A 22,513-nucleotide genomic window follows, 5' to 3' on the forward strand; every position below is an offset into this window, starting at 1 on the left:
GTCACGGGGAGCGCCGGAGTCGGCGGCGGACGAGGTGTTCGTGGACGAGGCGCCCGACGAGGGCGCCTCCGTACACGACGAAGCCGACGCCGACGAGCCAGGACTGGAGGACGAGGACGGTGCCGAACTGTCCGTACGTCACCGCGTTCGAGGCGATCAGCGGGGAGAAGACCAGCTGCGAGAAGATCCGCAGCCCGAGGAGGCCGAGCGCGGTGAGGACGGCGCCGGGAGCGAGGGCGCGCCAGCGGATGCGGCCGCAGAGCAGGAAGCGCTGCGACCACCAGAAGAAGACGAAGGTGCCGAGGACGTCACCGAGGGCGACGACGGTGGTGACGCCCGCCGGGGCGTTGTCGGGCGCGGGGAAGGCGACGAAGAGCAGCAGGGACGCGACGAGGACGGCGAGCCAGACGACGTGCCGCCACATGGTGTGCCAGCGGGCGGTGGGGAGGTCCCAGACCCGCTCGTAACCGGTCTGTACGGCCGATCCGAAGGTGACGCCGAAGGCGGCGAGGGCGGCGAGGCCGAAGGCCGTGGTGCGTTGCAGGGCCTGTCCCGGCTGGCCGAAGAGGTGCTCGACCTGCTCCTGCGAGACGTCGGAGACACCGAGGCCCTGCACCAGCCAGCGGGCGAAGCCCTGGCCGCTGGCGAGGTCGGCCGCGGCGACGACGATGAGCAGCGGGACGAGGGTGAGCAGGCTGAGCGCCGCGAAGCCCATGGCGCGGTGCATCAGTTCCATGGCCCGGCCCCGGCTCCAGGCGAGACCGACGGACGAGGCGAGGACGCGGGCGTGGAGCCGCGCGAACCAGTGGCCGTGTTCGGCGGGGGCACCGTCGCGCGGCGGACCGGGTGTGGAGGGCATGCCTGGTGAGGTACCCGGCCGGGCGCCCGGACATCGCAGGGGTGGGGCCGAACGGGTGGGCGGCGGGGGTGACGGACCGTCAGCCGGTGCGGCGGGGGCGGGCGGCGGGGCCCGGGCGGGCGGTGACGTCGCGGGGCGCGAGGACGGCCCGCTCCTCGCCCTCGCACTGGACGACGACGCGGACGGGGGCGCCGCAGTCGGCATGCCGGACGTCGAGGACGGGGCCCTCGGGCTCGGCTGCGTGGGTGTCGCCCCACTGCTTGAGGGCGAGGAGCACGGGCCAGAGGTCGACGCCCTTGCGGGTGAGGCGGTACTCGTGGCGGGTGCGGGCGCCGGGCTCCCGGTAGGGCTCGCTGCGCAGGACGCCGGCGGCGACGAGCTTGCGGAGGCGGTCGGCGAGGACGGCCTCCGAGAGGCCGAGGTGCCGGCGGAACTCGTCGTAGCGGCGGACGCCGTTGAAGGCGTCGCGCAGGATGAGCAGGCTCCATTTCTCGCCCACGACGTCCAGGGCACGACCGACCGGGCAGTTCTCGGTATCCGTGTCCAGCCAGTTCATGCGCCCACTGTAGCTACCTGGCTCTGTCGTTGACAGTCAGCTGACGCGAAAGCTAGCTTCGCTGGAGAAAGTCAGCCGGTCGATGGAGTGGAGTGGTGATGGGGCGGTCACGCACGGTCGAGTGGGAGGACGCCGGGGCCACCGCGCGCGCCGCGGCGTCCATGGCGGGCATCGACTTCCTGCGGGAGATCGTGGCGGGCCGGCTGCCCGGACCGCCGATCGCCGCACTGCTCGGATTCGTCCTGGAGGAGGTCGAGCCGGGGCGCGCGGTGTTCGCGCTCGAACCGGGCGAGGAGCACTACAACCCGATCGGGAGCGTGCACGGCGGCGTGTACGCGACGCTGCTCGACTCGGCCGTCGGCTGCGCGGTGCACTCGACGCTCCCGCAGGGCACGGCGTACACCTCGCTCGACCTGTCGACCCGCTTCCTGCGCCCGATCACGATGGACACGGGCAGGATCCGCGCCGTCGGCACGGTGCTGTCGCGGGGGCGCCGCACGGCGCTCGCCGAGGCGGGCCTGTACGACGCGGAGGACCGGCTCCTCGGTCACGCGACCAGCACGTGCATGCTGTTCCCGGCCCCTTCGTAGGCGGCCGGTTCAGCGGATGCCGGGGACCGGACGGATGCGGGTGCAGCCGTCCGGGACGGCGTCGGGGACGCCGTTGGCCTGGAGCGCGGCGCTCACCAGGGTGGCGAGCAGGTCGATGTCGGAGCCCATGTCCAGACGGACCGTCACCCAGCCGGATCCGGCCCGCAGCCGGACCGCGCTCGACCCGAGGAGCGCCGGGCGCAGCTTCGCGATCATGGCCCGGGTGAGATGGACGTCCGCCTCGTGCTCGCCGTGGAAGTGGACGATCTCCTGCGTCCCGGTGCCCAGTCCGAGCCCGTCGCCGCAATGGGTGCGGCCAGGGGTCAGCGAGGGCCAGCTCATCAGACGTTCACTGGCATGCCTGGCCGTGTTCATACGAGGAGCGTGCCCGGCCCGGGGGCCGCGCACAAGCGTCCTGCCGCAAGAATCCCGCCGAGGCGTGAAACAGACGGCCCACGAGGTGGTGTGACCGTGCGTCACGGCGGCGCGTGGGGAGGATGTGACCTCGTGTCACGGTCCCGGGCGGGCGCGGACGCGGGCCGCGAGGACGGCCACGTCGTCCTCCGCGTGATGGGCGTCGAGGCGGGCGAGCACCTCCTCGACGACCCGCTCGGGGCCGGAGTCCGCCGGGAGCCGGAGGGCGGCGAGGCGGGCGAGCGAGACGTCGATGTCCTCGTCGCGCCGTTCGATGAGGCCGTCGGTGAACATCAGCAGGGTCTCGCCGGTGGCGAGCGGGCGCGTGGTGGGTTCGTAGCCGCCGACGCCGGTGCCCAGCGGCGGCCCCACCGGGAGGTCGACGATCTCCACGGAACCGTCCGCGCCGAACACGGCGGGTGGCAGGTGCCCGGCGTTGGCGAAGGTGGCGGTGCCACGGGCCGGGTCGACCCGGACGAGCAGACAGGTGGCGGGGCGGCGGGCGTCGTCCTCGGCGACCACGGAGTCGAGGTGGCGCAGGACCCGGTGCGGCGGCAGATCGGTCGCGGCGACCTCGCGGAGCGCCGTGCGGTAGGCGCTCATGTCGACGGCCGCGTCGAGCCCGTGGCCCATCACGTCACCGACGACGAGGAGGCTGCGGCCGTAGTGGAGCCGTACGGTCTCGAACCAGTCGCCGCCCACGAGGGCGCGCGGGCCCACCGGGAGGTAGCCGCCCGCGATCTCCAGGTTGGGGTGCGGTCGGCCGGGCTCGGCGACGAGGGCGCGCTGGAGGTGCAGGGCGGTGTCCTCGGTGGCGGCGAGCCGGTGGGCGTGGCCGAGGTGCCGGGCGGCGAGCCGGACCGCGTGCCGCAGGACCGCGACCTCGTCGGCGGCGAAGCCGGGGCCTCCGGCGCGCGTGACGATCACGGTCCCGAGGGAGTCCCCGCCACGGACGGCGAGGGGTACGGCGAGGCTGGGGGCGCCGTCGTGGCCGCCGGTGTCCGCCGCTCCCGCCGAGGCCGCGCGCCGGACCGGGCCCCCCGGTTCGTCGAGCAGGTCGATCGTGACGGAGGCGTGCAGATGGCGGGCGAGGAAGGCCGAGAGTTCACGGCAGGTGGTCGTCTCGTCGAGCGTCGTGCCGATCTCGCCGATCGCCTGCTCCATGGCCCGTGCCCTGCCCAGGAGGGCCTCGTCCCGTTCCGCCACGACACCTCCACCGCCGTGCGGTGCACCGCCCGGTACCCCCATTGCACCAGCGGCCGCCGCCCCGCGCACGGTACGGAGCTCGTGCGGGACGGTTGTGCGGCGGTGCCTGATCTGATCAAGTACAGCTGAGGCTACTGGCCAGTACGAGATTCCGCTCCCGGGGGGACAGCATGACGACCGGACCAGCCGTGACGACCGGGTTCTTCACCTCCGTCGACGACGTCGCCGAACGGCTCGCCACGACCGGCTACCTGGCGTCGCCGGCCGTCGCCACCACCGTCTTCCTCGCCGACCGGCTGGGCAAGCCGCTGCTCGTCGAGGGCCCGGCCGGCGTCGGCAAGACCGAGCTCGCCAAGGCCGTCACCGAGGTCACGGGGGCGCGCCTGGTCCGGCTGCAGTGCTACGAGGGCGTCGACGAGTCCCGCGCGCTGTACGAGTGGAACCACGCCAAGCAGCTGCTGCGGATCACGGCCGGGCGGGGCGAGTCCTGGGACGAGACGCGCACGGACATCTTCGGCGAGGAGTTCCTGCTCCCCCGGCCGCTGCTCACCGCCATCCGGTCCGAGGAGCCGACGGTGCTCCTGATCGACGAGACCGACAAGGCCGACGTCGAGGTGGAGGGGCTGCTCCTGGAGGTGCTCGGCGACTTCCAGGTGACCGTGCCCGAGCTCGGCACGATCACGGCGACGCGGCGGCCGTTCACCGTGCTCACCTCGAACGCCGGCCGCGAGCTGTCCGAGGCGCTGCGCCGGCGCTGCCTCTTCCTGCACATCGGCTTCCCCGAGGAGGAGCTGGAGCGCCGGATCGTCACCCTCAAGGTGCCCGGCCTCGACGCCGCGCTCGCCACGTCCGTCGTCCGGGTCGTGGGGGCGCTGCGGGCGATGGACCTGCGCAAGGTGCCGTCCGTGTCGGAGACGATCGACTGGGCCCGCACGCTGCTCGCGCTCGGCGCGGACCGGCTGGACGAGCGGGTCGTACGGGAGACCCTCGGCGTCCTCCTCAAGCACCAGGACGACATCGTGAAGGCGGCGGCCAAGCTCGACCTGGACGCGGTGTGACCCCCGTGGACCCGGCCGGGGTCGTCGTGCGGCTCACCGGGCTCGTCGGGGCGCTGCGCGCGCACGGGTTCGGGATCGGGACCGGCGAGACCGTGGACGCGGGGCTCGCGCTCGAAGCCGTCGGCTTCACCGACCGGGCGCGGGTCCGGGAGGCCCTGGCCGCGACGCTGCTCCACGGGGAGGGCCAGCGCACGGTGTTCGACCAGGTCTTCGACCTGTACTTCCCCCTCGGCGGCGCTCCCGGGCCGGCCGGGGCGCGCGAGGAGGCCCCCGCGGACCTCGCCGCCCTCCGGGAGCGGCTCGCCGAGGCCCTGACCGCCGGGGACGGCGCCGCGCTCGACCGGCTGGCCGCCGAGGCGGTCGGCGGTTTCGGCGGCTACGGCTCCGGCCCGGACTCGGACGGCTGGTCCTCGTACCAGACGCTCTCCCGGCTCCGCCCCGAGACGCTGCTCGCCCGGGTGCGCGAGCGACTGCGGGCGGCGGACACGGCCGGGGACCCCGAGTTCACCGACCGGCTGCTCGACGACGAGATCCGGCGGCGGATCGAGGCCTTCCGGGAGCGGGTGCGGACCGAGGCCCGGCGGCGTGTCGCCGAGCGGCAGGGCCGTGACCGGGTCGCGCGGCGGGCGGTCGCGGGCACGGCGGACAGCGTGGACTTCCTGCTCGCCGGGCGGGCCCAGCTGGACGAGCTGCGGCGTACGGTACGGCCGCTGGCGCGGAAACTGGCCACCCGGCTCGCGGCCCGGCGGCGCCGGGCGGCACGCGGGGAGATCGACCTGCGGCGGACGCTGCGCGGCTCGCTGTCGACCGGCGGCGTGCCGGTGCGCCCGGTCCTGCGACGGCGCCGCCCCCGGCGCCCCGAGCTGGTCCTGCTGTGCGACGTGTCGGGGTCGGTGGCCGGTTTCGCCCAGTTCACGATGCTGCTCGTGCAGGCCTTGCACGACCAGTTCAGCCGGGTGCGGGTCTTCGCCTTCGTCAACCGGGTCGACGAGGTGACCGGGCTGATCGCGCGGGGCGCCGCGGACCCGGCGGGGCTCGGGGACCGCATCCTCGCGGAAGCGGAGCTCACGGGGTGGCACGGGCAGAGCGACTACGGGACGGCGCTCGGGGAGTTCGCCGAGCGGTACGCGGAGGCGATCGGCCCGCGCACGGTGGTCTTCGTCCTCGGCGACGCCCGCACCAACGGCGCCGACCCCAACCTCGCCGCGCTCCGGCTCGTCGCGGACCGCGCGCGCCGGGTCCACTGGCTCAACCCCGAACAGCCCTCGCTGTGGGGCACGGGCGACTCGGTGGCCCCGGCCTACGCGGAGCTCGTGGAGATGCGCCCGTGCCGCAACGCCCGCCAGCTGGGGGCCCTGATCGGCCGGCTGCTGCCGGTGTGAGTCACGCCCGGTTGTACGAGGGGCGGGCCCTCGAACTAGCGTGACCCCCATGGAACTCTTGGGAGAGATCACGGCCGACCGTCCGCTGCTCGTGCTCGCCGTCAAGGAGGAGGCGCAGTTCCTCGACACGGAGCTGCCCGTCCTGCTCACCGGCATGGGCAAGGTGAACGCGGGCATCGCGCTCGCGACCGTGCTCGGCCGGGGCCCGCGGCCGTCCGGGATCGTGAACCTGGGGACGGCCGGGGCGCTGCGGCCGGGCTGGACCGGGACGCACGTCGTCGGCACGGTGGTGCAGCACGACCTCGACGGCCAGCTGCTCGCCACCCTGACCGGCGAGACGTACGGCGCGCCGCTGACGCTGCCGGACGGCGGTGAGGTGGTCCTGGCCACCGGGGACGCGTTCATCTCCGACGAGGCGGCCCGCGCGCGGCTCGCGGAGCGGGCGCCCCTGGTCGACATGGAGGGGTACGCGCTCGCCGCGGCGGCGGAGCTCGCCGGGGTGCCGCTGCGCATCGTGAAGCACGTCAGCGACGAGGCCGGTGACGGTGCCGCGCGCACCTGGCGCGAATCGGTCGCCGAGTGCGCGCGGGCGCTGGCCGACTGGGCGGAGGCGAACACCCCGTACCGCTCCTGACCCCCGCCCGGGCGCGTCTCAGCGGTGCTGGAAGTGGACTTCCGGGTTCGCGGCCGTCGGGCCGTCGAGGACCGGGCGCGGGATCCCGCGCAGGTGCTGGTCGAAGAAGGCCGCGACGTAGGTCCGGGTGACGGCGACGGCCCGGTCGGCGGGCAGCTCCGGCTGGGGCAGCCCGAAGTGGCGTTCGATCACGGGGCCGTCGGAGAAGGTGAAGTGCTCGGCCCCGGCGACCGTGATCCAGCGCTTCCAGCCGTCGAGCGCGCTCCACGTCCGGTCCCAGCTGGTGTCCTGCCCGCCGGGCAGGTGCGTGGAGTCGTGCGTCCCGAGCATCAGGAACGGCCGGCCCCGCAGGCCCTCCGCCGGGAGGTCCTCCCAGAACGCGCCGTCCATGTTGATCCCGGCGTCGATGCGCGGATCGGCCGCCATGGCGGTGGCCGCGCTCGCCCCGCCGATGGAGTGGCCGGCCATGCCGACGTGCCGCGCGTCGATCACGTCGGCGTACCGCCACACCGGCTTCGGCCCGATGAGCCGGTCCAGGACGTGGCGCATGTCGGCGGCGCGGGTCGAGGTGACGACACTGCCGTGCACCCCGCCTCCGTCGAGGGCCGCGCAGGCGACGCAGGTGAGCGTGCGGCCGTCGGGGAGGCTGATGCCGTAGGACTCGTAGGCGTGGTCGACGGAGGCGACGACATAGCCCCGCGAGGCGAGGTCCTCGGCGAGGTTCGTGAGCGTCCAGCGGGAGACGCTGAAGCCCGGCGAGAGCAGCACCAGGGGGTGGCGGCCGGGCGCGGGCCGGACGTCGGTCCTGCTGTGGGTGCGCGTACGGGCGAGGACGTCCCCGGAGACCCCGGACCCGAGCTGTTCGGCGAGCAGCCGCGCCTCCTCCCGGGTGGCGTACGGGGCGGGGCTGCCGCCGCCCCGGCGGGCCGCCGGGTAGTGCAGCGTGACCATGAGCGCGCGTCCGTCGGCGGCGGGCACCCAGGGGTCGGTACGGGAGCGGTCGACGAGCGGCAGGACCGTGCTGCCGACGGCGTACGGTCCGGTGGGGGCCGGCAGCACGGCGGGCCGTACCACCTGGGCCCCGGCTCCCGCGCTCGGCGTGTCCGGGACGGCCGCCGTGGCGACGCCGGCCGGTAAGGCGAGGGAGCAGACGAGTACGGCGGCCGCGGCCGCCCTGGTGAATCGGATCATGCGGGCACGCTAGGCCCGGGCCCCGGGCCGACGCGTCCGTCCAGGGGCCGACCTCCGGTCCTTCCAGGGTCCGACCTCAGGTCCCCCCGGGGTCGTACACGCGATCCGGCCTGAGGCACGGGATCCGGCCCGGGAGCGCGGGATTCGGCTCACGGGGCGGCGGAAACCGGTCTGCGGGGCGCGCCGTTCGACCCGTCGTCCGTGGGGGCGCGCCCCAACTCCCCGGCCCCGTAACCGGCCTGACGTCCCGCTGACCGGGACGACCTTGACAGCGCGGAAGGCGGCCTGCCTATGGTGAGGTGTCCCCGTCCGCACACCTGGGCGGGATCTGGATTCCGGGGGGAGGCGCACGTGCTCGCAGTGAGCGTCGCGGTGCGCGTCCCCGTCCGTGAGCGTGCCCGCCTGGTCTCCCGCCGGCACGTCGACTACTGCCGCACCTCCTCGGCCATCTGTCCTTCCTCCCGCGCCTGACCACGCCCCGCGTGGGTCCGCGCGTCCCGTGACGTCCCGTACCGCCCGGCCCCGTGCAGTCGTGCCCCGCACCGCTGCCGTGCCGTCGCGCGTTCCTTGTCGTTCGGAAGGACTTCCATGCCCCGCCCTGCCCTGCACCTGGCCGTCGAGATCGACGGCGACGGTGCGCATCCGGCCGCGTGGCGCCGTGCCGCGCATGCTCCCGGCGAGCTGCTGACCCCGCGTCGGCTCGCCCGTGTCGCGGCCGCCGCCGAGAACGCCGGTTTCACCCTGGTCACCCTGGAGGACTCGATCCTGCCGCCCGGCCCCGGGAGCGGGCCCGTGGGGCGGATCGGCGCGGTGGAGCGGGCCGCGTTCGTGGCCGCGTCGACGAGCGTCCTCGGCGTGGCGCCGGTCGTGGCGACCACGTACGCCGAGCCGTTCCACATCTCCTCGCAGCTCGCCTCGCTCGACCACGTCTCGTCCGGCCGGGCGGCCTGGGTGGTGGGGGTCGAGGAGGATCCGGCGGCCGCCCGCGCCTGGGGGCGCCCGGTCGTCGAGGGCGCCGAGGCGTTCGCCCGCGAGGCCCGCGACGGCCTCCGTGTCGTACGGGACCTGTGGGACTCGTGGGAGGACGACGCGGTGATCCGGTCGGTGGCCACCAGCCGCTATCTGGACCGCTCGCGGCTCCACGCCGTCGACTTCACCGGCGAGACGTACTCCGTGAAGGGGCCGTCGATCGTGCCGCGCCCGCCGCAGGGCCGGCCCGTGGTCCTCGCCCGCCCCGGGCTCGTCCCGGCCGGGCTCGCCGATGTGGCGCTGGTCGGCGGGGCCACGCCCGCCGAGGCGGGCGAGGCGGCCGCGGCCGCCGGCGCGCCGCTCGCCTTCGCGGAGGTCGAGGTCGCCCTCGACACCCCGGGCGAGCCGGCGCGGGAGCGGATCGCCGACCTGGAGCGGTACGCCCCCTGGGAGGGCGGCCCTGACCGGCTGCGGTACACCGGTTCCGCCGCCGGTCTGGTGGACCTCCTGACGGAGCTCTCCGGCCACGTCGACGGGGTGCGGCTGCGGCCGCTCGTCCTCGACGAGGACCTGGCGGTGCTCTCCCGTCTCGTCCTGCCCGAGCTGTTCGTCCGGCGGATCGCCGCCCGCCCGCTGCCGGGCACCACCCTGCGCACCTCCCTGGGCCTCCCCCGGCCCCTCAGCCGCTTCACGACCGACGCCGCCGCCGCGCGCGTCGAGGAGGAGACCCGATGACCCGCGCCGATGCGAACGACGTCCCGCGCCCGGACGCGCGGCTGCACTTCGGGGTGTTCTTCCAGGGCGTCAACCACTGGACGATCTGGTCGGACCCGTCCAGCGGCTCCCAGATGGATCCGGCGACCTTCCTGCGGGTGGCCAGGACCGCCGAACGCGGGCTGTTCGACGCGTTCTTCCTCGGGGACGGGCTGCGGCTGCGCGAGTCGGAGGGCGGCATCCACGAGCTGGACGTCGCCGGGCGCCCGGACTCGATCGTCCAGCTGTCGGCGCTCGCCGCCGCGACCGAGCGGATCGGTCTCGTCTCCACCTCCAACACCACCTTCAACGAGCCCGGCGACCTCGCCCGGCGGCTCGCCGGCCTCGACCTGCTGTCGGGCGGCCGGGCCGGCTGGAACATGGTGACCACCCACAACGCCTGGACCGGCGAGAACTTCCGGCGGGGCGGCTTCCTCGACCACGCAGACCGCTACCGGCGCGCCGAGGAGTTCCTCTCCCTGGCGCGCGCCGTGTGGAACGGCTGGGCGGAGGGCGCGGTCGCCGGTTCCGTCGACGCCCGCTCCTGGTCGGTGCCGGGCGCGGTGGGGCGCGTACGGTCGCGGACCGACCTGTTCGACGTCGATCTGGCGCCGACGCTGCCGCGCAGCGCGCAGGGGCATCCGGTGATCTTCCAGGCGGGCGACTCCGGCGAGGGCCGGGACTTCGCGGCCCGCAACGCGGACGTGATCTTCTCCGCGCACGGTACGGACTTCGACGACGCGCTCGCCTTCGCCGAGGACATCCGGCGCCGGCTGCGGGCGGTCGGCCGACCGGAGGACGCCCTGCGGATCCTGCCCGGCACGGAGATCATCATCGGGGCCACCGAGAAGGAGGCGGAGGAGAAGGCCCGCTGGGTCCGCCTCGGACAGGTCACGCCCGAGGTCGCGCTGGGCATCGCGAGCCGGCTGTGGGGCTTCGACCTGTCCGGGCGGGACGCGGACGGGCCGCTGCCCGCCGAGGACCCGGTGGTCGCCGCGTACGACGGGAAGTTCGGCACCCGTCAGCTGGGCGAGACCCTGGACACGGTGGCCGAGTGGCGGGCGAAGGCCGAGGCCAACGGCTGGTCGCTGCGCGAGACGGTCATCGAGCTCGGTCCACAGCGCGGTCACGTCGGCACCCCGGCCGGGCTCGCGGAGAAGTTCGCCCGGTTCGCCCGGTACGGCGCCATCGACGGCTTCAACATCTCGCCGTACCTGGTTCCCGACGGACTCGACGACATCGTCGAGCTGCTCGTGCCGGAGCTCCAGGAGCGGGGCGTGTACCGGACGGCGTACACGGGGACGACGCTCCGGGAGCACCTGGGGCTCGCGCCGGTGGCGTGACGCCCCGCGGGCGCGGGTGCCCGGATCCCCGGGCGCCCGCGTCCGTCGTACGGCCGTCAGCCCAGCGGCAGTTCCAGGAAGGCCGGCGCGCCCTCCGGGGAGGTGACGACGGTCTGCGTCCAGGTGACGGAGGCGTCCCCGTACAGCGGGTCCTTGCTGTCGACGACCAGCATCAGCCGGTGGCCCGCGGCGATGTCGTACGCGGCGGCCTGGAGCCGCCAGGTCACGGTGCGGTCCTCCTCGGGCGTCAGCCCGTACACGTTGAGCGGCTCGTGGGTGACGATCCGGGCCGTGTCGTCCTCGGCGACGTCGAAGAGGTGGGCGACGAGGCTCGCGGAGGCGGCCGTGGAGCGGACGGTGAGGCGCAGTTTCGGGACGCCCCGGATCCGGCGGCCGGCCGCGTCCCCGCCCTCCGGGGCGCTGAGCGGCGCGGTGGTCCAGACGAGGGCGTGCCGGCGGTCGATCTTGCGGGTGTCGTAGGTCTTGGGGTTGCCGGCCCGTTCCGCCTGGCCGGTCTTCATGAGCGCGTCCATGACGGTGGCCTCGGTGTCGACGCCCGCGAGGAACGCGCGGCGCCAGCCGGTGACCTCCGAGGGGTCCGTGGTCTCGCCCGCGGGGAGGAGCCGGCCGTCGGTGCCGCGCGCGCCGTCGCCGGTGAGGCCGAGGACCTCGACGCCGGTGGTGACCCGGCTCCAGTCGGCACGGCTCTCCCTGACCGCCTCCTCGACGATCCGGTTCTCGCCGGTCGGCTCGCCGGTGCCGGGGTCCGGGACGGGTTCGGTGACGTACGTGAACATCACCTGGCTGCAGACCCGTTCCCACTCCTCCACGCCGTTGCGCTCGCCCTTGAGGTGGTGGTCGAGCCAGGCGTACGCCTCGGCCATGGGGACGTTGGCCCTGCCGGGTTCCGTGCCGAGGAGCGCCGGGCCCTCGGGGGCGGCGTGGTCGCCGATCCAGAGGTTGAGCCGCTTGGGGACGTCGAGGCCTTCGAAGGTCTCCAGGAGCTGGTTGACGGCGAAGAGGCCCTCGTGCCAGGTGTTCGAGAAGAAGGTGGGGGTCTCGTTCTCGTTGGTGAGGTGGAGGTACGACTCGGGGGCGCGCAGCCGGCCCCACTCGACGACCCGGTCCAGGTTCCGGTCGGCGAGGAAGTCGGCCAGGATCTCCCGGTTCGCCTCGTCGAACTTGGTCTCCACCGGGCCGCCGGTGAGGGCGAGGAGGGCCTTCACGGCCGCGAGGTGGCGGGTGCCGTGGTCGTAGAGGCTGGTGGCGAGGTTGCCCCAGGTGCTGAGCGCGACGACGGCGGCGACGCGGTCGTCGTGGGCGGCGACGAGCTGGCTGATGCCGGAGCCGTAGGACTCGCCGAGGAAGCCGATCACGCTCGGGGCGAGGTGCTCGGTCGCGAAGTCGATGACGGCTGAGCCGTCCGCCCAGTCGTGGGGTCCGGCGACGTCGACGAAGCCCTCGGAGGTGGAGGGCAGTCCGGGGATGCCGAGGCCGCGGGGCGTGTAGGCGAGGACGTGGTAGCCCCGGCGGGCGAGGGCGAGGTACGACCAGAGGAACAGGGGCCAGCCGAAGGGGGTCCAGCCGGCCGGGACGACGACCAGGGGGTGCGGGCCGGGGCCGAGCTGCCGGAGGCTGAAGGCGGAGAGCCGGATGCCGTCCGTGGCCTCGACGCGGTGGTACCCGGGCAGGGCGAGGCCCCGTACCTCCTCGATGCGCCCGGCGAGTTCGGCGGGGAGTCCGTCGGTGCTTCCGTTCAGGAGGGCGGTGGTGAGGGTCTGGCCGAGCCGGACGGCGTCGGGGTCGACGGTTCCGTCGGCGGCCCACAGGCCGCGGCCTGCGACGCGGGAGACCTCGGCGGCGGTGAGGCGCGCCGTGACGCCCGGGAAGCCGGGGAATTCTTCGGACGTTCCGTTGGCGAAGGGGTTGTCCTGGGGCACGTGCACCCGTTCCTCTCGACTGGGCTGCTGGCTGTCCGCGCTGCGGACGGTCGCAAGCCTCACGTACCGGGAACGGAGCGACCAGAGCGCACGAACGGCGCACGGGACGCGCAACCGGGCGTCAACGACACAAGCCGCCCCGGGAGCGATGTTTGACGGCCCGGACCGCGACCAGGGCCTGTCGGAAGCGCGCTCCCTTCATGAACTGAATCGAAACCAAAAGATACAGATCAAGGTCTTGACCGCACCACACGCTGTTCCTTAAATCTCCGTTTAACAAGTACGGCACGTCCGTACGCTTTCCCCGGGAGGCCCTCATGAACAGCGCGTCCGACACCCCGCCCCCTGCGACACCGCCGGTCGGGAAGGGTCTGCGGGGCGACTCCGTCGGCCTCCTCGCCACGATCGCCCTCGGCCTCGCCTCCGTCGCCCCCGCGTACAGCATCGCGGTCACCCTGGGCCTGGTGACCCTCGTGGTCGGCGACCTGGCCCCCGCCGCCCTGCTCCTCGGCTTCGTACCGATCCTCCTCACGGCCTTCGCCTTCCGGGAGCTCAACCGGCGGATGCCGGACTGCGGCACGACCTTCGTGTGGAACACGCGGGCGTTCGGCCCGGCCGTCGGCTGGGTGGCGGGCGGCTGGACGGTGCTGGTCGCCACCGTCCTCGCGATGACCGCGCTCGCCCAGGTCGGCGCCTCCGCCGCCCTCGCCTTCCTCGGGCTGGACGCGGCGGCCGGCGACACCTTCGCCGTGACGGCCCTCGCCGTGGCCCTGATCGCCCTGGTCACCACCGTCGCCTACCGGGGCGTCCAGCTCGCCGCCCACGTGCAGTACGCGATGCTCGGCCTCCAGCTCCTCGCGATGCTCGCCTTCGGCATCGCCGCCTTCGCCCGGGACGGTGCCGCCGCCCCGTCCCTGAGCTGGGCCTCCCCCTTCGCCTTCGACGACTTCGGCTCCTTCGCCGAGGCGGTGCTCCTCTGCCTCTTCATCTACTGGGGCTGGGACGCCCTGATCACCTTCAACGAGGAGACCGTCGACAGCGACCGCACCCCCGGCAGGGCCGCGGTCGCCTCCACCCTGATCCTGCTCGTCGCCTACCTCTTCACCGCGTTCGCCGCGATCTCCTTCGCCGGAACCGGCACCGGAGGCCTCGGACTCGGCAACGCGGAGAACGCCGCCGACGTCCTCACCCGCCTCGCGCCCGCCGTCCTCGGCGGCGCCGCGAGCAAGGCCGTCACGCTCGCCATCGCGGTCTCCGCCGTGGGCGCCCTGCTGACCTGCGCGGGCTCCAGCCCCCGGAGCACGCTCTCGATGAGCGCGCACGGCGCCCTGCCCGCCGCCTTCGCACGCATGCACCCGCGCTTCCGCACCCCCGCCTTCGGAACGGTGTTCTGCGGTGCCGCCGCGGCCGTCGCCCTGGTCCTGCTCACCCTGGTCTCCGCCGACTTCCTCGGCGACGCGATCCTTTCCATCGGCCTCCTGATCGCCTTCTACTACGGCGTCACCGCCTTCGCCTGCGCCTGGTACTTCCGCGACCAGCTGCGGAACTCCCCGCGCGACCTGCTGGTCAAGGGCGTCCTCCCGGCGAGCGGCGGCCTGATGATGCTGGCGGCGTTCGCCCGCAGCGCCTACGACATGGCCGACCCCGACTACGGCTCCACGTCGCTCGGCGGAGTCGGCGGGGTCTTCCTCCTCGGCGTCGGCTCGATCGTCCTCGGAGGCCTTGTGATGCTCCTCGTCCGCACCCGCCACCGCCGCTTCTTCCAGGACGGCCGCACGGCCGTCACCACCCTGTCCGTCACGGAGGACTGAGCCCCAGCCGTGGAGTGAAGGAGCCTAGGGGGCTTCGGGCGGGCGGACCACGACGACGGCCGCGACGTCGTCGTCGAGGCCGTCCGCCCCGTAGGCGGCGAGGTCGCGGTGGAGCAGTTCGGGGAGCTCTGCGGCGGGTTCCCCGGCCCAGCCACGAAGGCGCGGCTCCAGCGGGTAGAAGGTGCCGGCCCGGTCGCGGGTCTCGCTGACGCCGTCGGTGTAGAGGAGCAGCCGGTCCCCCGGGCCGAAGGACACCTCCTCGATCCGGTGGTGGTTGTCGGCGAGGCCCGCGAGGTTGACGGGCAGCGAGGGGTCGGCGAAGTGGACGGGCTCGACGCCGGTCGCGCGCTGGAGCAGCGGGGCGGGGTGGCCGCAGCTGAGGAGCCGTACGACGTCGCGGCCGTCGGGGAACTCCACCAGGACGACGGTGGCGAAGCGTTCGGCGGCGTCGGAGTCCGGGTCCCAGGCGCCGTACCGGGCGAGGCCCTCGTCGAGCCGGTCCGCGAGGGCCGCGAGGTCGCGGGCCTCGTTGACGGCGGCGCGGAAGGAGCCCAGCAGGACCGAGGCCGTCTCGACCGCGCCGAGGCCCTTGCCCTGGACGTCGCCGAGCATGACGCGCACCGCGCCGGGGATCCTGACGGCCTCGTAGAAGTCGCCGCCGATCCTCGCCTTGGCCGCGGCCGCGACGTACAGCAGGTGCAGTTCGAACCGTCCGAGGCGTTCGGGCAGCGGACGCAGGACGACCCGCTGGACGACCTCGGCCACGGCGGTGACCTCCCGGAGGTCCCGCTCGTAGCGGGACCTGACCCGGCTGGCCCAGGCAGCGGTGGCGGTCACCATCGCGAGCACGGTCTCGCTGGCGAGGAGTTCGTGGGCGGTGGTCGTCTCCCGGGCGGGGCTGAGGAGGACCCGGACGGCCATGGCGAGCAGCCCGATGCCGACGGTCCCGCGCACGCTCCAGGTGACGGCGGCGAGCGCGGGCGCGGCGACGAGGAGGCGGTCGAAACGCTCCCGGTCCGGGGTGGCCAGGTCGACGACGACGGTCAGGACCAGGACCAGGAACGGCAGGGCGCGCCCCAGGTTGAACTGGGTGCGCGCCGCCGGGCCGGGAGGGCGGCGGGGACCGGCAGCGGGCATCTCATGATCGTACGCACGGCTTCCGGCCGGGCCGGGGTGCCGCGGTCCCCTGGCGTGTCCCCCGCCGGTCCGCGCGGCGGGGCAGGGCGAGGGCGGCGGGGAGGGAGAGGGCGGCGAGCGCCGCCAGGGCCGGGAGGGCGGCGCCCCCGGCCGGTACGAAGCCGCCGTCCGGGACGAGGGCGAGGAGGAGGGCCGCGGTGGCGACGCCGAGGGCCGGCCCGACGTTCATCGCGGTCTGCTGGAGGCCGCCGGCGACCCCGGCGTGGGCCTCGGGGGCGCGGCGCACCACGACGGAGGTCGCGGTGACCATCAGAGTGACGAACCCGGCGCCGAGGAGCGCGGAGGCGACGCCGACGGAGGCCGCGCCCGCCGTCGCGTCGAGCCGGGAGAGCCCCAGGACCCCGAGCGTGAGCAGCGCGGCCCCCGCGGTCGCGGTGCGCCGAGGACCGAAGCGGCGCTGGAGCGGCGGGCAGAACGGCGCGCCGAGGACCATGAGGACGGCGAGGGGCAGCACGCGCAGCGCGCAGTCGAGGGGGTCGAGGCCCTGGACGTCCTGGAGGAAGTACGTCACCACGAACAGCGAGCCCGAGAGGGCCGCCGAGGCCGCGAGGAGCCCGGCGAGCCCCGCGACGACCGGCCTGCTCCGGAGCAGCTCCGGGGGCAGCAGGGGGTACGCGGCCCGGCGCTCGTGCCGGGCGAAGGCGGCACCCGCGCCGAGAGCCGCGCCGCAGCCGAGGACGGCCGCCCCGGCGGCCCCTGGACGGGACGCCTCGTCGAGGCCGTGCACCAGCAGCCCGAGCGCGGCGGCGAGGAGGAGGGCGCCGAGCGGGTCGAGCGCGGCGAGGCGGCCGGACGCGGGACGGCCGGGGGGAGCCGGGCGGGGCGGGGAGGCCGCGTGGTCCGGCGAGGCCGCGTGGTCCGGCGCCGTCAGGGCCAGCAGGCCGATCGCGAGGGTCGGGGGCACGCCGAGGAGGAAGACCGCGCGCCAGCCGTACGAGGAGACCAGCGCGCCGCCGACGAGGGGGCCGGTCGCCGCGGCGAGGCCGATGGCGGCGGTGCGCACGGCGATCGGGGTCGCGAGCCGCTCGGGCGGGAAGGCGGTGCGCAACATGCCGAGGGTGGCGGGCTGGAGGAGCGCCCCGCACACGCCCTGGAGCACGCGCAGCGCGATCACGGTGCCGATGCCGGGGGCGAGGGCGATGCCGGTGGAGGCGGCGGCGAAGCCGAGGGCGCCGACGGCGAACACCCGGCGGTGACCGTAGCGGTCACCGAGCCGCCCCGCGAGGACGAGCAGGCTCGCGACGGCGACGAGGTAGCCGGTGCTGGTCCACTGCACCTGGCCGACCTGGGCATGCAGGTCCCGCTGGAGCGCGGGCTGGGCGACGGTCAGGACCGTGCCGTCGAGGGCGACGACGGCCGCGCCGACGACGCTGCAGACGAGGGTGCGGTTCACGGGGCGGGCTCCAAGGGGCCGAGGTGGGCGTCGAGTGCGGCCGTCAGGAGGGGGCCGGGGTCGTCGTGGCTGGTGGCGAGGCGGAGGCTGCCCCAGTGCCAGAGCTGGGCGATGCCGTGGAGGTTGGCCCAGAGGGCGCCGGCGAGGAGGGTGGCGTCGGCCTCGGGGCGGACGCGGGCGACGAGGGCGGTGAGGTGGGCGAAGAGCGGCAGGCTGGTCTCGCGCAGCCCGAGCCGGCCGCTCTCCAGGAGGTCGTGCCGGAACATCAGCTCGTACATGCCGCGCCGTTCGTCGGCGAAGTCCAGGTAGACGCGGGCGAGCGCCTCGATCCGCTCGCGCGGCGCGGCCCCCTCGGGGTCCTCCCCGGAGACGCGCGCGGCCAGTTCGGCGAAGCCCTGGCGGGCGATGGCGGACAGCAGGTCCAGGTGGGTGGGGAAGTAGCGGCGCGGGGCTCCGTGGGAGACGCCCGCGCGGCGGGCGATCTCGCGCAGGGAGAGGGCCTGGGCGCCCTCGCCGTTCACCAGCTCGACGCCGACCCGGACGAGCCGGGCGCGCAGCCCGTCCGCGCCGTCGTGCCCACGGTCGCTCTCGTGGTCGTTCTCTTGGTCGTTCTCACTCAGGGGCATAGACACTGTCTACCAAGATCGAGTAGACAGTGTCTACTCACCTTCGCGCCCCAATCCGTTACACTGGGCCACAGCGAAGGGGAGTAGCCCTGCGAACCGGTCGTCGACACACTGGAACCCCCGGGTTCCCGGTGACCGGGTCCGCGCACGACGCGGACGGGCGAGACCTTCGGCCAGGCAACAACCGCGTCCGCGTTCCCGTGGGCGCGGTCCGTCATGCCGGGCCGAGTGGTCCTCCCGTCGCCCACCGAGGTGGCGCCCGGAGTCACGGAGCCCGGACCGAGCAGAGAGCCCCGGTATGCACCTCGACCCCTTGGCGATCCTCACCGCCTTCGGGCTGATCTTCCTCGCCGAGCTTCCCGACAAGACGATGTTCGCGTCCCTCGCCATGGGCACGCGCATGCGTCCGCTGTACGTGTGGATCGGCACCTCCACCGCCTTCGCGGCCCACGTCGCCATCGCGGTGGGCGCCGGCAGCCTCCTCGGGCTGCTCCCCGGCTGGTCCGTCAAGCTGGTCTCGGCCCTGATGTTCGGCTTCGGCGCGTTCATGCTGCTGCGCGGCGGGGGCGACGACGACGAGGGCGACGAGGGCGGCAAGACGGTCAGCGGCTTCTGGCCCGTCTTCTCGACCGCGTTCATGGCCGTCTTCATCAGCGAGTGGGGCGACCTGACCCAGATCACCACCGCCAACCTGGCCGCCACCAACGGCACCTGGTCGACGGCGATCGGTTCCTTCGCCGCCCTGACGACGGTCTCCGCCCTCGCCCTGATCGCGGGCCGGTTCATCGCCAAGCGCGTCCCCCTCAAGGTCGTGCAGCGCATCGGCGGCGTCTGCATGGCGGGCCTCGCGATCTGGTCCCTGACCGAGGTCTTCACCGGCTGAGCGCACCACCCTTCCCCGCGTACGCCCCTTCCCGCCCCGGGAAGGGGCGTACGCCGTCCCGAGCCGAGCGAGGGCGTGCGCGGCCCCCCGCCCGGTGGAATCATGCGGTGCATGGCCACCACCTCCGAACCGGCCGACCGCCTCGCGGCGTTCGGGAACCAGCTCGTCGACGTGCACCTCTGGCTCCGCGAGGAGCTCACCCGCCTCCGCGAGGAACTGGGCTCCCACCTCTCCGGCGGCGCCCGCCCCCGCACCCTGCGGGCGCACTGCCTCGCCTTCTGCTCCGCGCTCACCCGCCACCACACCGCCGAGGACCGGGGCGTCTTCCCCGTCCTCGCCGAGGCGTACCCGGCGCTGCGGCCCGTGCTCGACGAACTGGCCCGCGACCACGTGCAGGTGGAGGAGATCCTGGTCCGTCTCCAGGGCCTCCTCGACAGTCTCCCGGCCGAGCCGGGGACCGACCTGGACCCGGCGGAGGCACGACGGGTCCGCGGCGAGCTGGACGGTCTCGTCGCGCTTGTGGAGTCGCACTTCACGTACGAGGAGAAGAAGCTCGTCACGGCCCTCAACGAGCTCGGCACCCCGCTGCCGGACGACTTCGCGCTCCGCGACCTGACCGACCGCTGACGGCCGGAACTCCGTGTCGCGGGAACGCCCTCGCCCGGCCCCTCGACGAAGCAGTCCTCTTGATGAAGCAGTCCTCTTGATGAAGCAGTCCTCTTGATGAAGCAGTCCTCTTGATGGAACGGTCCCCTTGATGAAGCGGTCCCCTTGATGAAGCAGTGAATCATTGCTTCACTCCTTCCATGCCCTACCGACGCACCCCCGCCGTCCAGGCCCGGCTCGACGCCCAGCGCGCCTCGGTCGTCGACGCGGCCCTCGGGCTGCTGGCCGAGCAGGGGTACGCGGGCTGCACGATGGCCGCCGTCGCCGCGCGCGCCGGCATCGCCACGGGCAGCGTGTACCGCCACTTCCCGAGCAAGGCCGAGCTCGCCGTCGAGCTGTTCAGGACCGTGGTGGGGCGGGAGGTCGCGGCCGTCTCCGAGGCGGCCGGGCACCCGGGGCACGGTTCGGCGGCCGAGCGGGTGGTCGCCGTCATCGAGACCTTCGCCCTGCGGGCCCTCAAGTCGCCGCGCCTGGCCTACGCGCTGCTCGCCGAACCGGTCGACCCGGCCGTGGACGCGGAGCGGCTCGTCTTCCGCCGCGCGTTCCGCGACGTGTTCGCCGCGCGCGTCCAGGAGGGCGTGCGCTCGGGCGAGCTGCCTCCCCAGGACCCGGTCCTGACGGCCTCGGCGCTGGTCGGGGCGGGCGCCGAGGCGCTCGTCGGGCCGCTGGCGGAGGGGTCCGTCGGGCCCGGGACCGTACCCGCACTCGTCACCTTCACCCTGCGAGCACTGGGAGTTCCCGATGCCGACCACGCATGAGGTCACCAACCAGGTACCGCCGCTGACCGGTTACGACGTCTCCGCCGACCCCGCGCTCCTGGAGGCGCTGCGCCGGGAGGGCGCGGGCTGGGCCGAGGCCGAGGTCCGCGAGCTCGGGGCGAAGGCGGGAGGCGAGGAGGCCCAGGAGTGGGGGCGGCTCGCCGAGCGCCACTCCCCCGTCCTGCACACCCACGACCGGTACGGGCACCGGATCGACGAGGTCGAGTTCCACCCGTACTGGCACGAGCTGATGGACACGGCCGTCCGGCACGGGCTGCACGGCGCCCCCTGGCGCGACGAGCGGCCGGGCGCCCATGTGGCGCGCGCGGCGAAGGTGTTCGTGTGGGGGCAGGCCGACGCGGGGCACCTGTGCCCGGTCTCGATGACGTACGCGGCGGTGCCGGCGCTGCGCGCGCAGCCGGAGCTCGCCGAGGTGTACGAGCCGCTGCTGACCTCCTCCTCGTACGACTTCGGGCTCCGGGTGCCGACGGAGAAGCGCGGGATCATCGCCGGGATGTCGATGACCGAGAAGCAGGGCGGTTCGGACGTCCGGGCGAACACGACCCGGGCCGTGCCCACGGGCGAGCCCGGGACGTACGCGCTGACCGGCCACAAGTGGTTCACCTCGGCGCCGATGTCGGACGTCTTCCTCACCCTGGCGCAGGCGCCCGGCGGCCTGTCCTGCTTCCTGGTGCCCCGGGTGCTGCCCGACGGCACGCGCAACGCGATCCGGCTTCAGCGCCTCAAGGACAAGCTGGGCAACCGGTCCAACGCCTCCTCCGAGATCGAGTACGAGGGCGCCCTCGGCACGCTGGTCGGCGAGGAGGGGCGCGGGGTGGCCACCATCATCCGGATGGTCAACATGACGCGGCTCGACTGCGCCATCAGCTCGGCCTCCGGGATGCGCCTCGGGCTCGTGCAGGCGGTGCACCACGCCACGCACCGCGAGGCGTTCGGGGCGCGGCTCGTGGACCAGCCGCTGATGCGGAACGTGCTCGCCGACCTGGCCGTGGAGGCGGAGGCCGCCACCGTGGCGGCGCTGCGCCTGGCGGGCGCGGTGGACCGGGCGGCGCGCGGGGACGCCGAGGAGGAGCAGCTGCGGCGGCTCGGGCTCGCGGTCACCAAGTACTGGGTCTGCAAGCGGGCGCCCGCGCATGCGGCGGAGGCCCTGGAGTGCCTGGGCGGCAACGGCTACGTCGAGGACTCGGGCCTGCCGAGGCTCTACCGGGAGTCGCCGCTGCCGTCCATCTGGGAGGGTTCCGGGAACGTCGCCGCGCTCGACGTGCTGCGGGCGATGGCCCGTCAGCCGGAGGCGGTGGAGGCGTACTTCGCGGAGGTCGACCGGGGCGCGGGCGCCGACCGGCGGCTCGACGCGGCGGTCGCGGGCCTCCGCAAGGAGCTCGCGGGGCTCGGCGACCCGGACGCGGTGGCGTACGGGGCGCGGCGGCTCGTCGAGCGCCTGGCCCTGGTCCTCCAGGGTTCGCTGCTGGTCCGGCACGGCCACCCGGCGATCGCCGACGCCTTCTGCGCCTCCCGTCTCGACGGCGACCGGGGCCTGGCCTTCGGCACGCTCCCGGCGGGCGTGGACACGGAGTCGATCATCGCGCGGAGCGGCCCGGACGCGGTGAGCGCGCCGGCCTGACCGTCATGTCGGACAGGATCTGGCCTAGTTGGCGCCTAGCGTGACTCCCGTACGGCAGCGGGGGCACACCGGCGAAGGGATCAGGAAGATGTCCGAGCACAGCGGCACCGTTCCGAAGGGCTGCACGACCGTGGCGCCCTGGGTCGTCACCGACGACACGGGGGCCTTCCTCGACTTCGTCGCCCGGGTGTTCGGGGGTGAGGAGCTCGCCCGGGTGGCCACCGAGGACGGGGCGATCGGTCACGGTGAGATCCGGGTCGGCGACACCGTCGTCCTTGCCTTCGACCGGCGCGCGGACTGGCCCGTGCTGCCGAGCCTGCTGCGGGTGTTCGTCGCCGACGCGGACGAGGCGTTCGCCAGGGCCACCGCCGCCGGGGCCCGTGTCGTCACCCCGCTCGCCGACGACGCCTTCGGGCGGCGCGGCGGGCGGGTCCGGGACCCCTTCGGCAACATCTGGTGGGTGACCGCCCTCGTCGAGGAGGTCGCCGAGGACGAGATGTGGCGGCGGCTCGGGGATCCGGTGTACGCCGAGACCATGCGGGTGGCCCAGGCGACGCTCGACGCCGAGCTCAGCGGGAGGGACCAGGGGCGCAGCAGTGCCCCGATGGACCCGACCGGCTGACCGGGCCGGTGCCGTGGGCC

Annotated in this window: 22 protein-coding genes; 13 read left to right on the forward strand and 9 right to left on the reverse strand. The window is 74.5% G+C overall.

Going from position 1 to position 22,513, the window contains the following annotated elements; genetic code table 11:
- Window position 1: 1 nt before the first annotated feature.
- Together ACH4TP_RS06535 and ACH4TP_RS06540 are read right to left on the reverse strand one after the other, a co-directional pair.
- Window positions 2-859, reverse strand: a complete 858-nt coding sequence (locus ACH4TP_RS06535) for a YhjD/YihY/BrkB family envelope integrity protein (RefSeq protein ID WP_398436105.1) — start codon at window positions 857-859, stop codon at window positions 2-4.
- A 79-nt stretch (window positions 860-938) separates the two neighbouring features.
- On the reverse strand, window positions 939-1,415 hold the full coding sequence (locus tag ACH4TP_RS06540; protein WP_398436107.1) for a winged helix-turn-helix transcriptional regulator: 477 nt from the start codon (window positions 1,413-1,415) through the stop codon (window positions 939-941).
- Between the two features lie 98 nt (window positions 1,416-1,513).
- Here ACH4TP_RS06540 and ACH4TP_RS06545 point away from each other — a divergent pair, with 98 nt between their 5' ends.
- Window positions 1,514-2,005 carry a PaaI family thioesterase gene (locus ACH4TP_RS06545; RefSeq protein ID WP_398179913.1) on the forward strand — a complete coding sequence of 164 codons (492 nt, stop codon included), beginning with the start codon at window positions 1,514-1,516 and terminating at the stop codon, window positions 2,003-2,005.
- Window positions 2,006-2,014: 9 nt separating this feature from the next.
- On the opposite strand, the gene ACH4TP_RS06550 is transcribed toward ACH4TP_RS06545, so the two are convergent.
- Both ACH4TP_RS06550 and ACH4TP_RS06555 read right to left on the reverse strand, forming a co-directional pair.
- Window positions 2,015-2,380 (reverse strand): luciferase family protein, encoded by a 366-nt coding sequence (locus tag ACH4TP_RS06550; RefSeq protein ID WP_389234153.1) that lies wholly within the window; start codon window positions 2,378-2,380, stop codon window positions 2,015-2,017.
- Window positions 2,381-2,515: 135 nt separating this feature from the next.
- The gene (locus ACH4TP_RS06555; RefSeq protein ID WP_398436109.1) at window positions 2,516-3,625 is read right to left on the reverse strand and encodes a PP2C family protein-serine/threonine phosphatase; all 1,110 of its coding nucleotides are present in this window, start codon (window positions 3,623-3,625) and stop codon (window positions 2,516-2,518) included.
- Window positions 3,626-3,795: 170 nt separating this feature from the next.
- On the opposite strand from ACH4TP_RS06555, the gene ACH4TP_RS06560 reads away from it, so the two are divergent.
- From ACH4TP_RS06560 to ACH4TP_RS06570, 3 genes are read left to right on the forward strand one after another with little or no spacing between them, the layout of a single operon-like run.
- On the forward strand, window positions 3,796-4,683 hold the full coding sequence (locus ACH4TP_RS06560; RefSeq protein ID WP_398436111.1) for an AAA family ATPase: 888 nt from the start codon (window positions 3,796-3,798) through the stop codon (window positions 4,681-4,683).
- 5 nt (window positions 4,684-4,688) lie between these two features.
- The gene (locus ACH4TP_RS06565) at window positions 4,689-6,065 is read left to right on the forward strand and encodes a VWA domain-containing protein (RefSeq protein WP_398436848.1); all 1,377 of its coding nucleotides are present in this window, start codon (window positions 4,689-4,691) and stop codon (window positions 6,063-6,065) included.
- Window positions 6,066-6,114: 49 nt separating this feature from the next.
- Window positions 6,115-6,699, forward strand: coding sequence for a nucleosidase (locus ACH4TP_RS06570; protein WP_389234144.1), 585 nt, complete (start codon window positions 6,115-6,117; stop codon window positions 6,697-6,699).
- Window positions 6,700-6,717: 18 nt separating this feature from the next.
- Here the strand turns inward: ACH4TP_RS06570 and ACH4TP_RS06575 are convergent, their stop codons facing one another.
- Complete coding sequence (locus ACH4TP_RS06575) at window positions 6,718-7,890, reverse strand: alpha/beta hydrolase family protein (RefSeq protein ID WP_398436113.1); 1,173 nt, start codon at window positions 7,888-7,890, stop codon at window positions 6,718-6,720.
- Window positions 7,891-8,241: 351 nt separating this feature from the next.
- On the opposite strand from ACH4TP_RS06575, the gene ACH4TP_RS06580 reads away from it, so the two are divergent.
- From ACH4TP_RS06580 to ACH4TP_RS06590, 3 genes are all read left to right on the forward strand, one after another.
- On the forward strand, window positions 8,242-8,361 hold the full coding sequence (locus tag ACH4TP_RS06580) for a putative leader peptide (RefSeq protein WP_389234138.1): 120 nt from the start codon (window positions 8,242-8,244) through the stop codon (window positions 8,359-8,361).
- A 117-nt stretch (window positions 8,362-8,478) separates the two neighbouring features.
- Window positions 8,479-9,594: an LLM class flavin-dependent oxidoreductase gene (locus ACH4TP_RS06585; protein WP_398436115.1), complete on the forward strand. Its 1,116-nt coding sequence runs from the start codon at window positions 8,479-8,481 to the stop codon at window positions 9,592-9,594.
- On the forward strand, window positions 9,591-10,955 hold the full coding sequence (locus ACH4TP_RS06590) for an NtaA/DmoA family FMN-dependent monooxygenase (RefSeq protein ID WP_398179899.1): 1,365 nt from the start codon (window positions 9,591-9,593) through the stop codon (window positions 10,953-10,955). The genes ACH4TP_RS06585 and ACH4TP_RS06590 overlap by 4 nt, the downstream gene beginning before the upstream one ends.
- 56 nt (window positions 10,956-11,011) lie before the next feature.
- On the opposite strand, the gene ACH4TP_RS06595 is transcribed toward ACH4TP_RS06590, so the two are convergent.
- Window positions 11,012-12,895, reverse strand: coding sequence for a CocE/NonD family hydrolase (locus tag ACH4TP_RS06595; RefSeq protein ID WP_398179896.1), 1,884 nt, complete (start codon window positions 12,893-12,895; stop codon window positions 11,012-11,014).
- Between the two features lie 317 nt (window positions 12,896-13,212).
- On the opposite strand from ACH4TP_RS06595, the gene ACH4TP_RS06600 reads away from it, so the two are divergent.
- The gene (locus ACH4TP_RS06600; protein WP_398179893.1) at window positions 13,213-14,706 is read left to right on the forward strand and encodes an APC family permease; all 1,494 of its coding nucleotides are present in this window, start codon (window positions 13,213-13,215) and stop codon (window positions 14,704-14,706) included.
- Window positions 14,707-14,730: 24 nt separating this feature from the next.
- Here ACH4TP_RS06600 and ACH4TP_RS06605 read toward each other — a convergent pair whose 3' ends face one another.
- Genes ACH4TP_RS06605 through ACH4TP_RS06615 form a run of 3 tightly spaced genes read right to left on the reverse strand, consistent with a single transcriptional unit; the run spans window position 14,731 to window position 17,922 of the window.
- Window positions 14,731-15,843 carry a PP2C family protein-serine/threonine phosphatase gene (locus ACH4TP_RS06605; protein WP_398436117.1) on the reverse strand — a complete coding sequence of 371 codons (1,113 nt, stop codon included), beginning with the start codon at window positions 15,841-15,843 and terminating at the stop codon, window positions 14,731-14,733.
- A gap of 1 nt (window position 15,844) precedes the next feature.
- Window positions 15,845-17,296, reverse strand: coding sequence for an MFS transporter (locus ACH4TP_RS06610; RefSeq protein ID WP_398436119.1), 1,452 nt, complete (start codon window positions 17,294-17,296; stop codon window positions 15,845-15,847).
- Window positions 17,293-17,922 carry a TetR/AcrR family transcriptional regulator gene (locus tag ACH4TP_RS06615; RefSeq protein WP_389234117.1) on the reverse strand — a complete coding sequence of 210 codons (630 nt, stop codon included), beginning with the start codon at window positions 17,920-17,922 and terminating at the stop codon, window positions 17,293-17,295. The genes ACH4TP_RS06610 and ACH4TP_RS06615 overlap by 4 nt, the downstream gene beginning before the upstream one ends.
- A gap of 298 nt (window positions 17,923-18,220) precedes the next feature.
- On the opposite strand from ACH4TP_RS06615, the gene ACH4TP_RS06620 reads away from it, so the two are divergent.
- The 5 genes from ACH4TP_RS06620 (at window position 18,221) to ACH4TP_RS06640 (ending at window position 22,493) form a co-directional block, all read left to right on the forward strand.
- Window positions 18,221-18,805 (forward strand): TMEM165/GDT1 family protein, encoded by a 585-nt coding sequence (locus tag ACH4TP_RS06620; RefSeq protein WP_389234114.1) that lies wholly within the window; start codon window positions 18,221-18,223, stop codon window positions 18,803-18,805.
- A 111-nt stretch (window positions 18,806-18,916) separates the two neighbouring features.
- Window positions 18,917-19,432 carry a hemerythrin domain-containing protein gene (locus ACH4TP_RS06625; protein WP_398436122.1) on the forward strand — a complete coding sequence of 172 codons (516 nt, stop codon included), beginning with the start codon at window positions 18,917-18,919 and terminating at the stop codon, window positions 19,430-19,432.
- A 179-nt stretch (window positions 19,433-19,611) separates the two neighbouring features.
- On the forward strand, window positions 19,612-20,229 hold the full coding sequence (locus ACH4TP_RS06630; protein WP_389234108.1) for a TetR/AcrR family transcriptional regulator: 618 nt from the start codon (window positions 19,612-19,614) through the stop codon (window positions 20,227-20,229).
- The gene (locus ACH4TP_RS06635) at window positions 20,213-21,871 is read left to right on the forward strand and encodes an acyl-CoA dehydrogenase family protein (protein ID WP_398436123.1); all 1,659 of its coding nucleotides are present in this window, start codon (window positions 20,213-20,215) and stop codon (window positions 21,869-21,871) included. The genes ACH4TP_RS06630 and ACH4TP_RS06635 overlap by 17 nt, the downstream gene beginning before the upstream one ends.
- A gap of 88 nt (window positions 21,872-21,959) precedes the next feature.
- Entirely contained in the window at window positions 21,960-22,493 is a 534-nt protein-coding gene (locus tag ACH4TP_RS06640; protein ID WP_398436125.1) for a VOC family protein, read from the forward strand.
- Window positions 22,494-22,513 lie beyond the last annotated feature (20 nt).

The organism is Streptomyces sp. NPDC021012, assembly GCF_044333355.1.
Classification (GTDB): Bacteria; Actinomycetota; Actinomycetes; order Streptomycetales; family Streptomycetaceae; genus Streptomyces.

What these genes read in the sequence shown, in the direction of transcription:
- ACH4TP_RS06560 (WP_398436111.1), top strand. Translation starts at nt 3,796, where the DNA reads ATGACGACCGGACCAGCCGTGACGACCGGGTTCTTCACCTCCGTCGAC.
- ACH4TP_RS06600 (WP_398179893.1), top strand. Translation starts at nt 13,213, where the DNA reads ATGAACAGCGCGTCCGACACCCCGCCCCCTGCGACACCGCCGGTCGGG.
- ACH4TP_RS06605 (WP_398436117.1), bottom strand. Translation starts at nt 15,843, where the DNA reads ATGCCCGCTGCCGGTCCCCGCCGCCCTCCCGGCCCGGCGGCGCGCACC.
- ACH4TP_RS06635 (WP_398436123.1), top strand. Translation starts at nt 20,213, where the DNA reads ATGCCGACCACGCATGAGGTCACCAACCAGGTACCGCCGCTGACCGGT.
- ACH4TP_RS06585 (WP_398436115.1), top strand. Translation starts at nt 8,479, where the DNA reads ATGCCCCGCCCTGCCCTGCACCTGGCCGTCGAGATCGACGGCGACGGT.
- ACH4TP_RS06590 (WP_398179899.1), top strand. Translation starts at nt 9,591, where the DNA reads ATGACCCGCGCCGATGCGAACGACGTCCCGCGCCCGGACGCGCGGCTG.
- ACH4TP_RS06550 (WP_389234153.1), bottom strand. Translation starts at nt 2,380, where the DNA reads ATGAACACGGCCAGGCATGCCAGTGAACGTCTGATGAGCTGGCCCTCG.
- ACH4TP_RS06545 (WP_398179913.1), top strand. Translation starts at nt 1,514, where the DNA reads ATGGGGCGGTCACGCACGGTCGAGTGGGAGGACGCCGGGGCCACCGCG.
- ACH4TP_RS06625 (WP_398436122.1), top strand. Translation starts at nt 18,917, where the DNA reads ATGGCCACCACCTCCGAACCGGCCGACCGCCTCGCGGCGTTCGGGAAC.
- ACH4TP_RS06570 (WP_389234144.1), top strand. Translation starts at nt 6,115, where the DNA reads ATGGAACTCTTGGGAGAGATCACGGCCGACCGTCCGCTGCTCGTGCTC.
- ACH4TP_RS06535 (WP_398436105.1), bottom strand. Translation starts at nt 859, where the DNA reads ATGCCCTCCACACCCGGTCCGCCGCGCGACGGTGCCCCCGCCGAACAC.
- ACH4TP_RS06615 (WP_389234117.1), bottom strand. Translation starts at nt 17,922, where the DNA reads ATGCCCCTGAGTGAGAACGACCAAGAGAACGACCACGAGAGCGACCGT.
- ACH4TP_RS06575 (WP_398436113.1), bottom strand. Translation starts at nt 7,890, where the DNA reads ATGATCCGATTCACCAGGGCGGCCGCGGCCGCCGTACTCGTCTGCTCC.
- ACH4TP_RS06540 (WP_398436107.1), bottom strand. Translation starts at nt 1,415, where the DNA reads ATGAACTGGCTGGACACGGATACCGAGAACTGCCCGGTCGGTCGTGCC.
- ACH4TP_RS06620 (WP_389234114.1), top strand. Translation starts at nt 18,221, where the DNA reads ATGCACCTCGACCCCTTGGCGATCCTCACCGCCTTCGGGCTGATCTTC.
- ACH4TP_RS06630 (WP_389234108.1), top strand. Translation starts at nt 19,612, where the DNA reads ATGCCCTACCGACGCACCCCCGCCGTCCAGGCCCGGCTCGACGCCCAG.
- ACH4TP_RS06640 (WP_398436125.1), top strand. Translation starts at nt 21,960, where the DNA reads ATGTCCGAGCACAGCGGCACCGTTCCGAAGGGCTGCACGACCGTGGCG.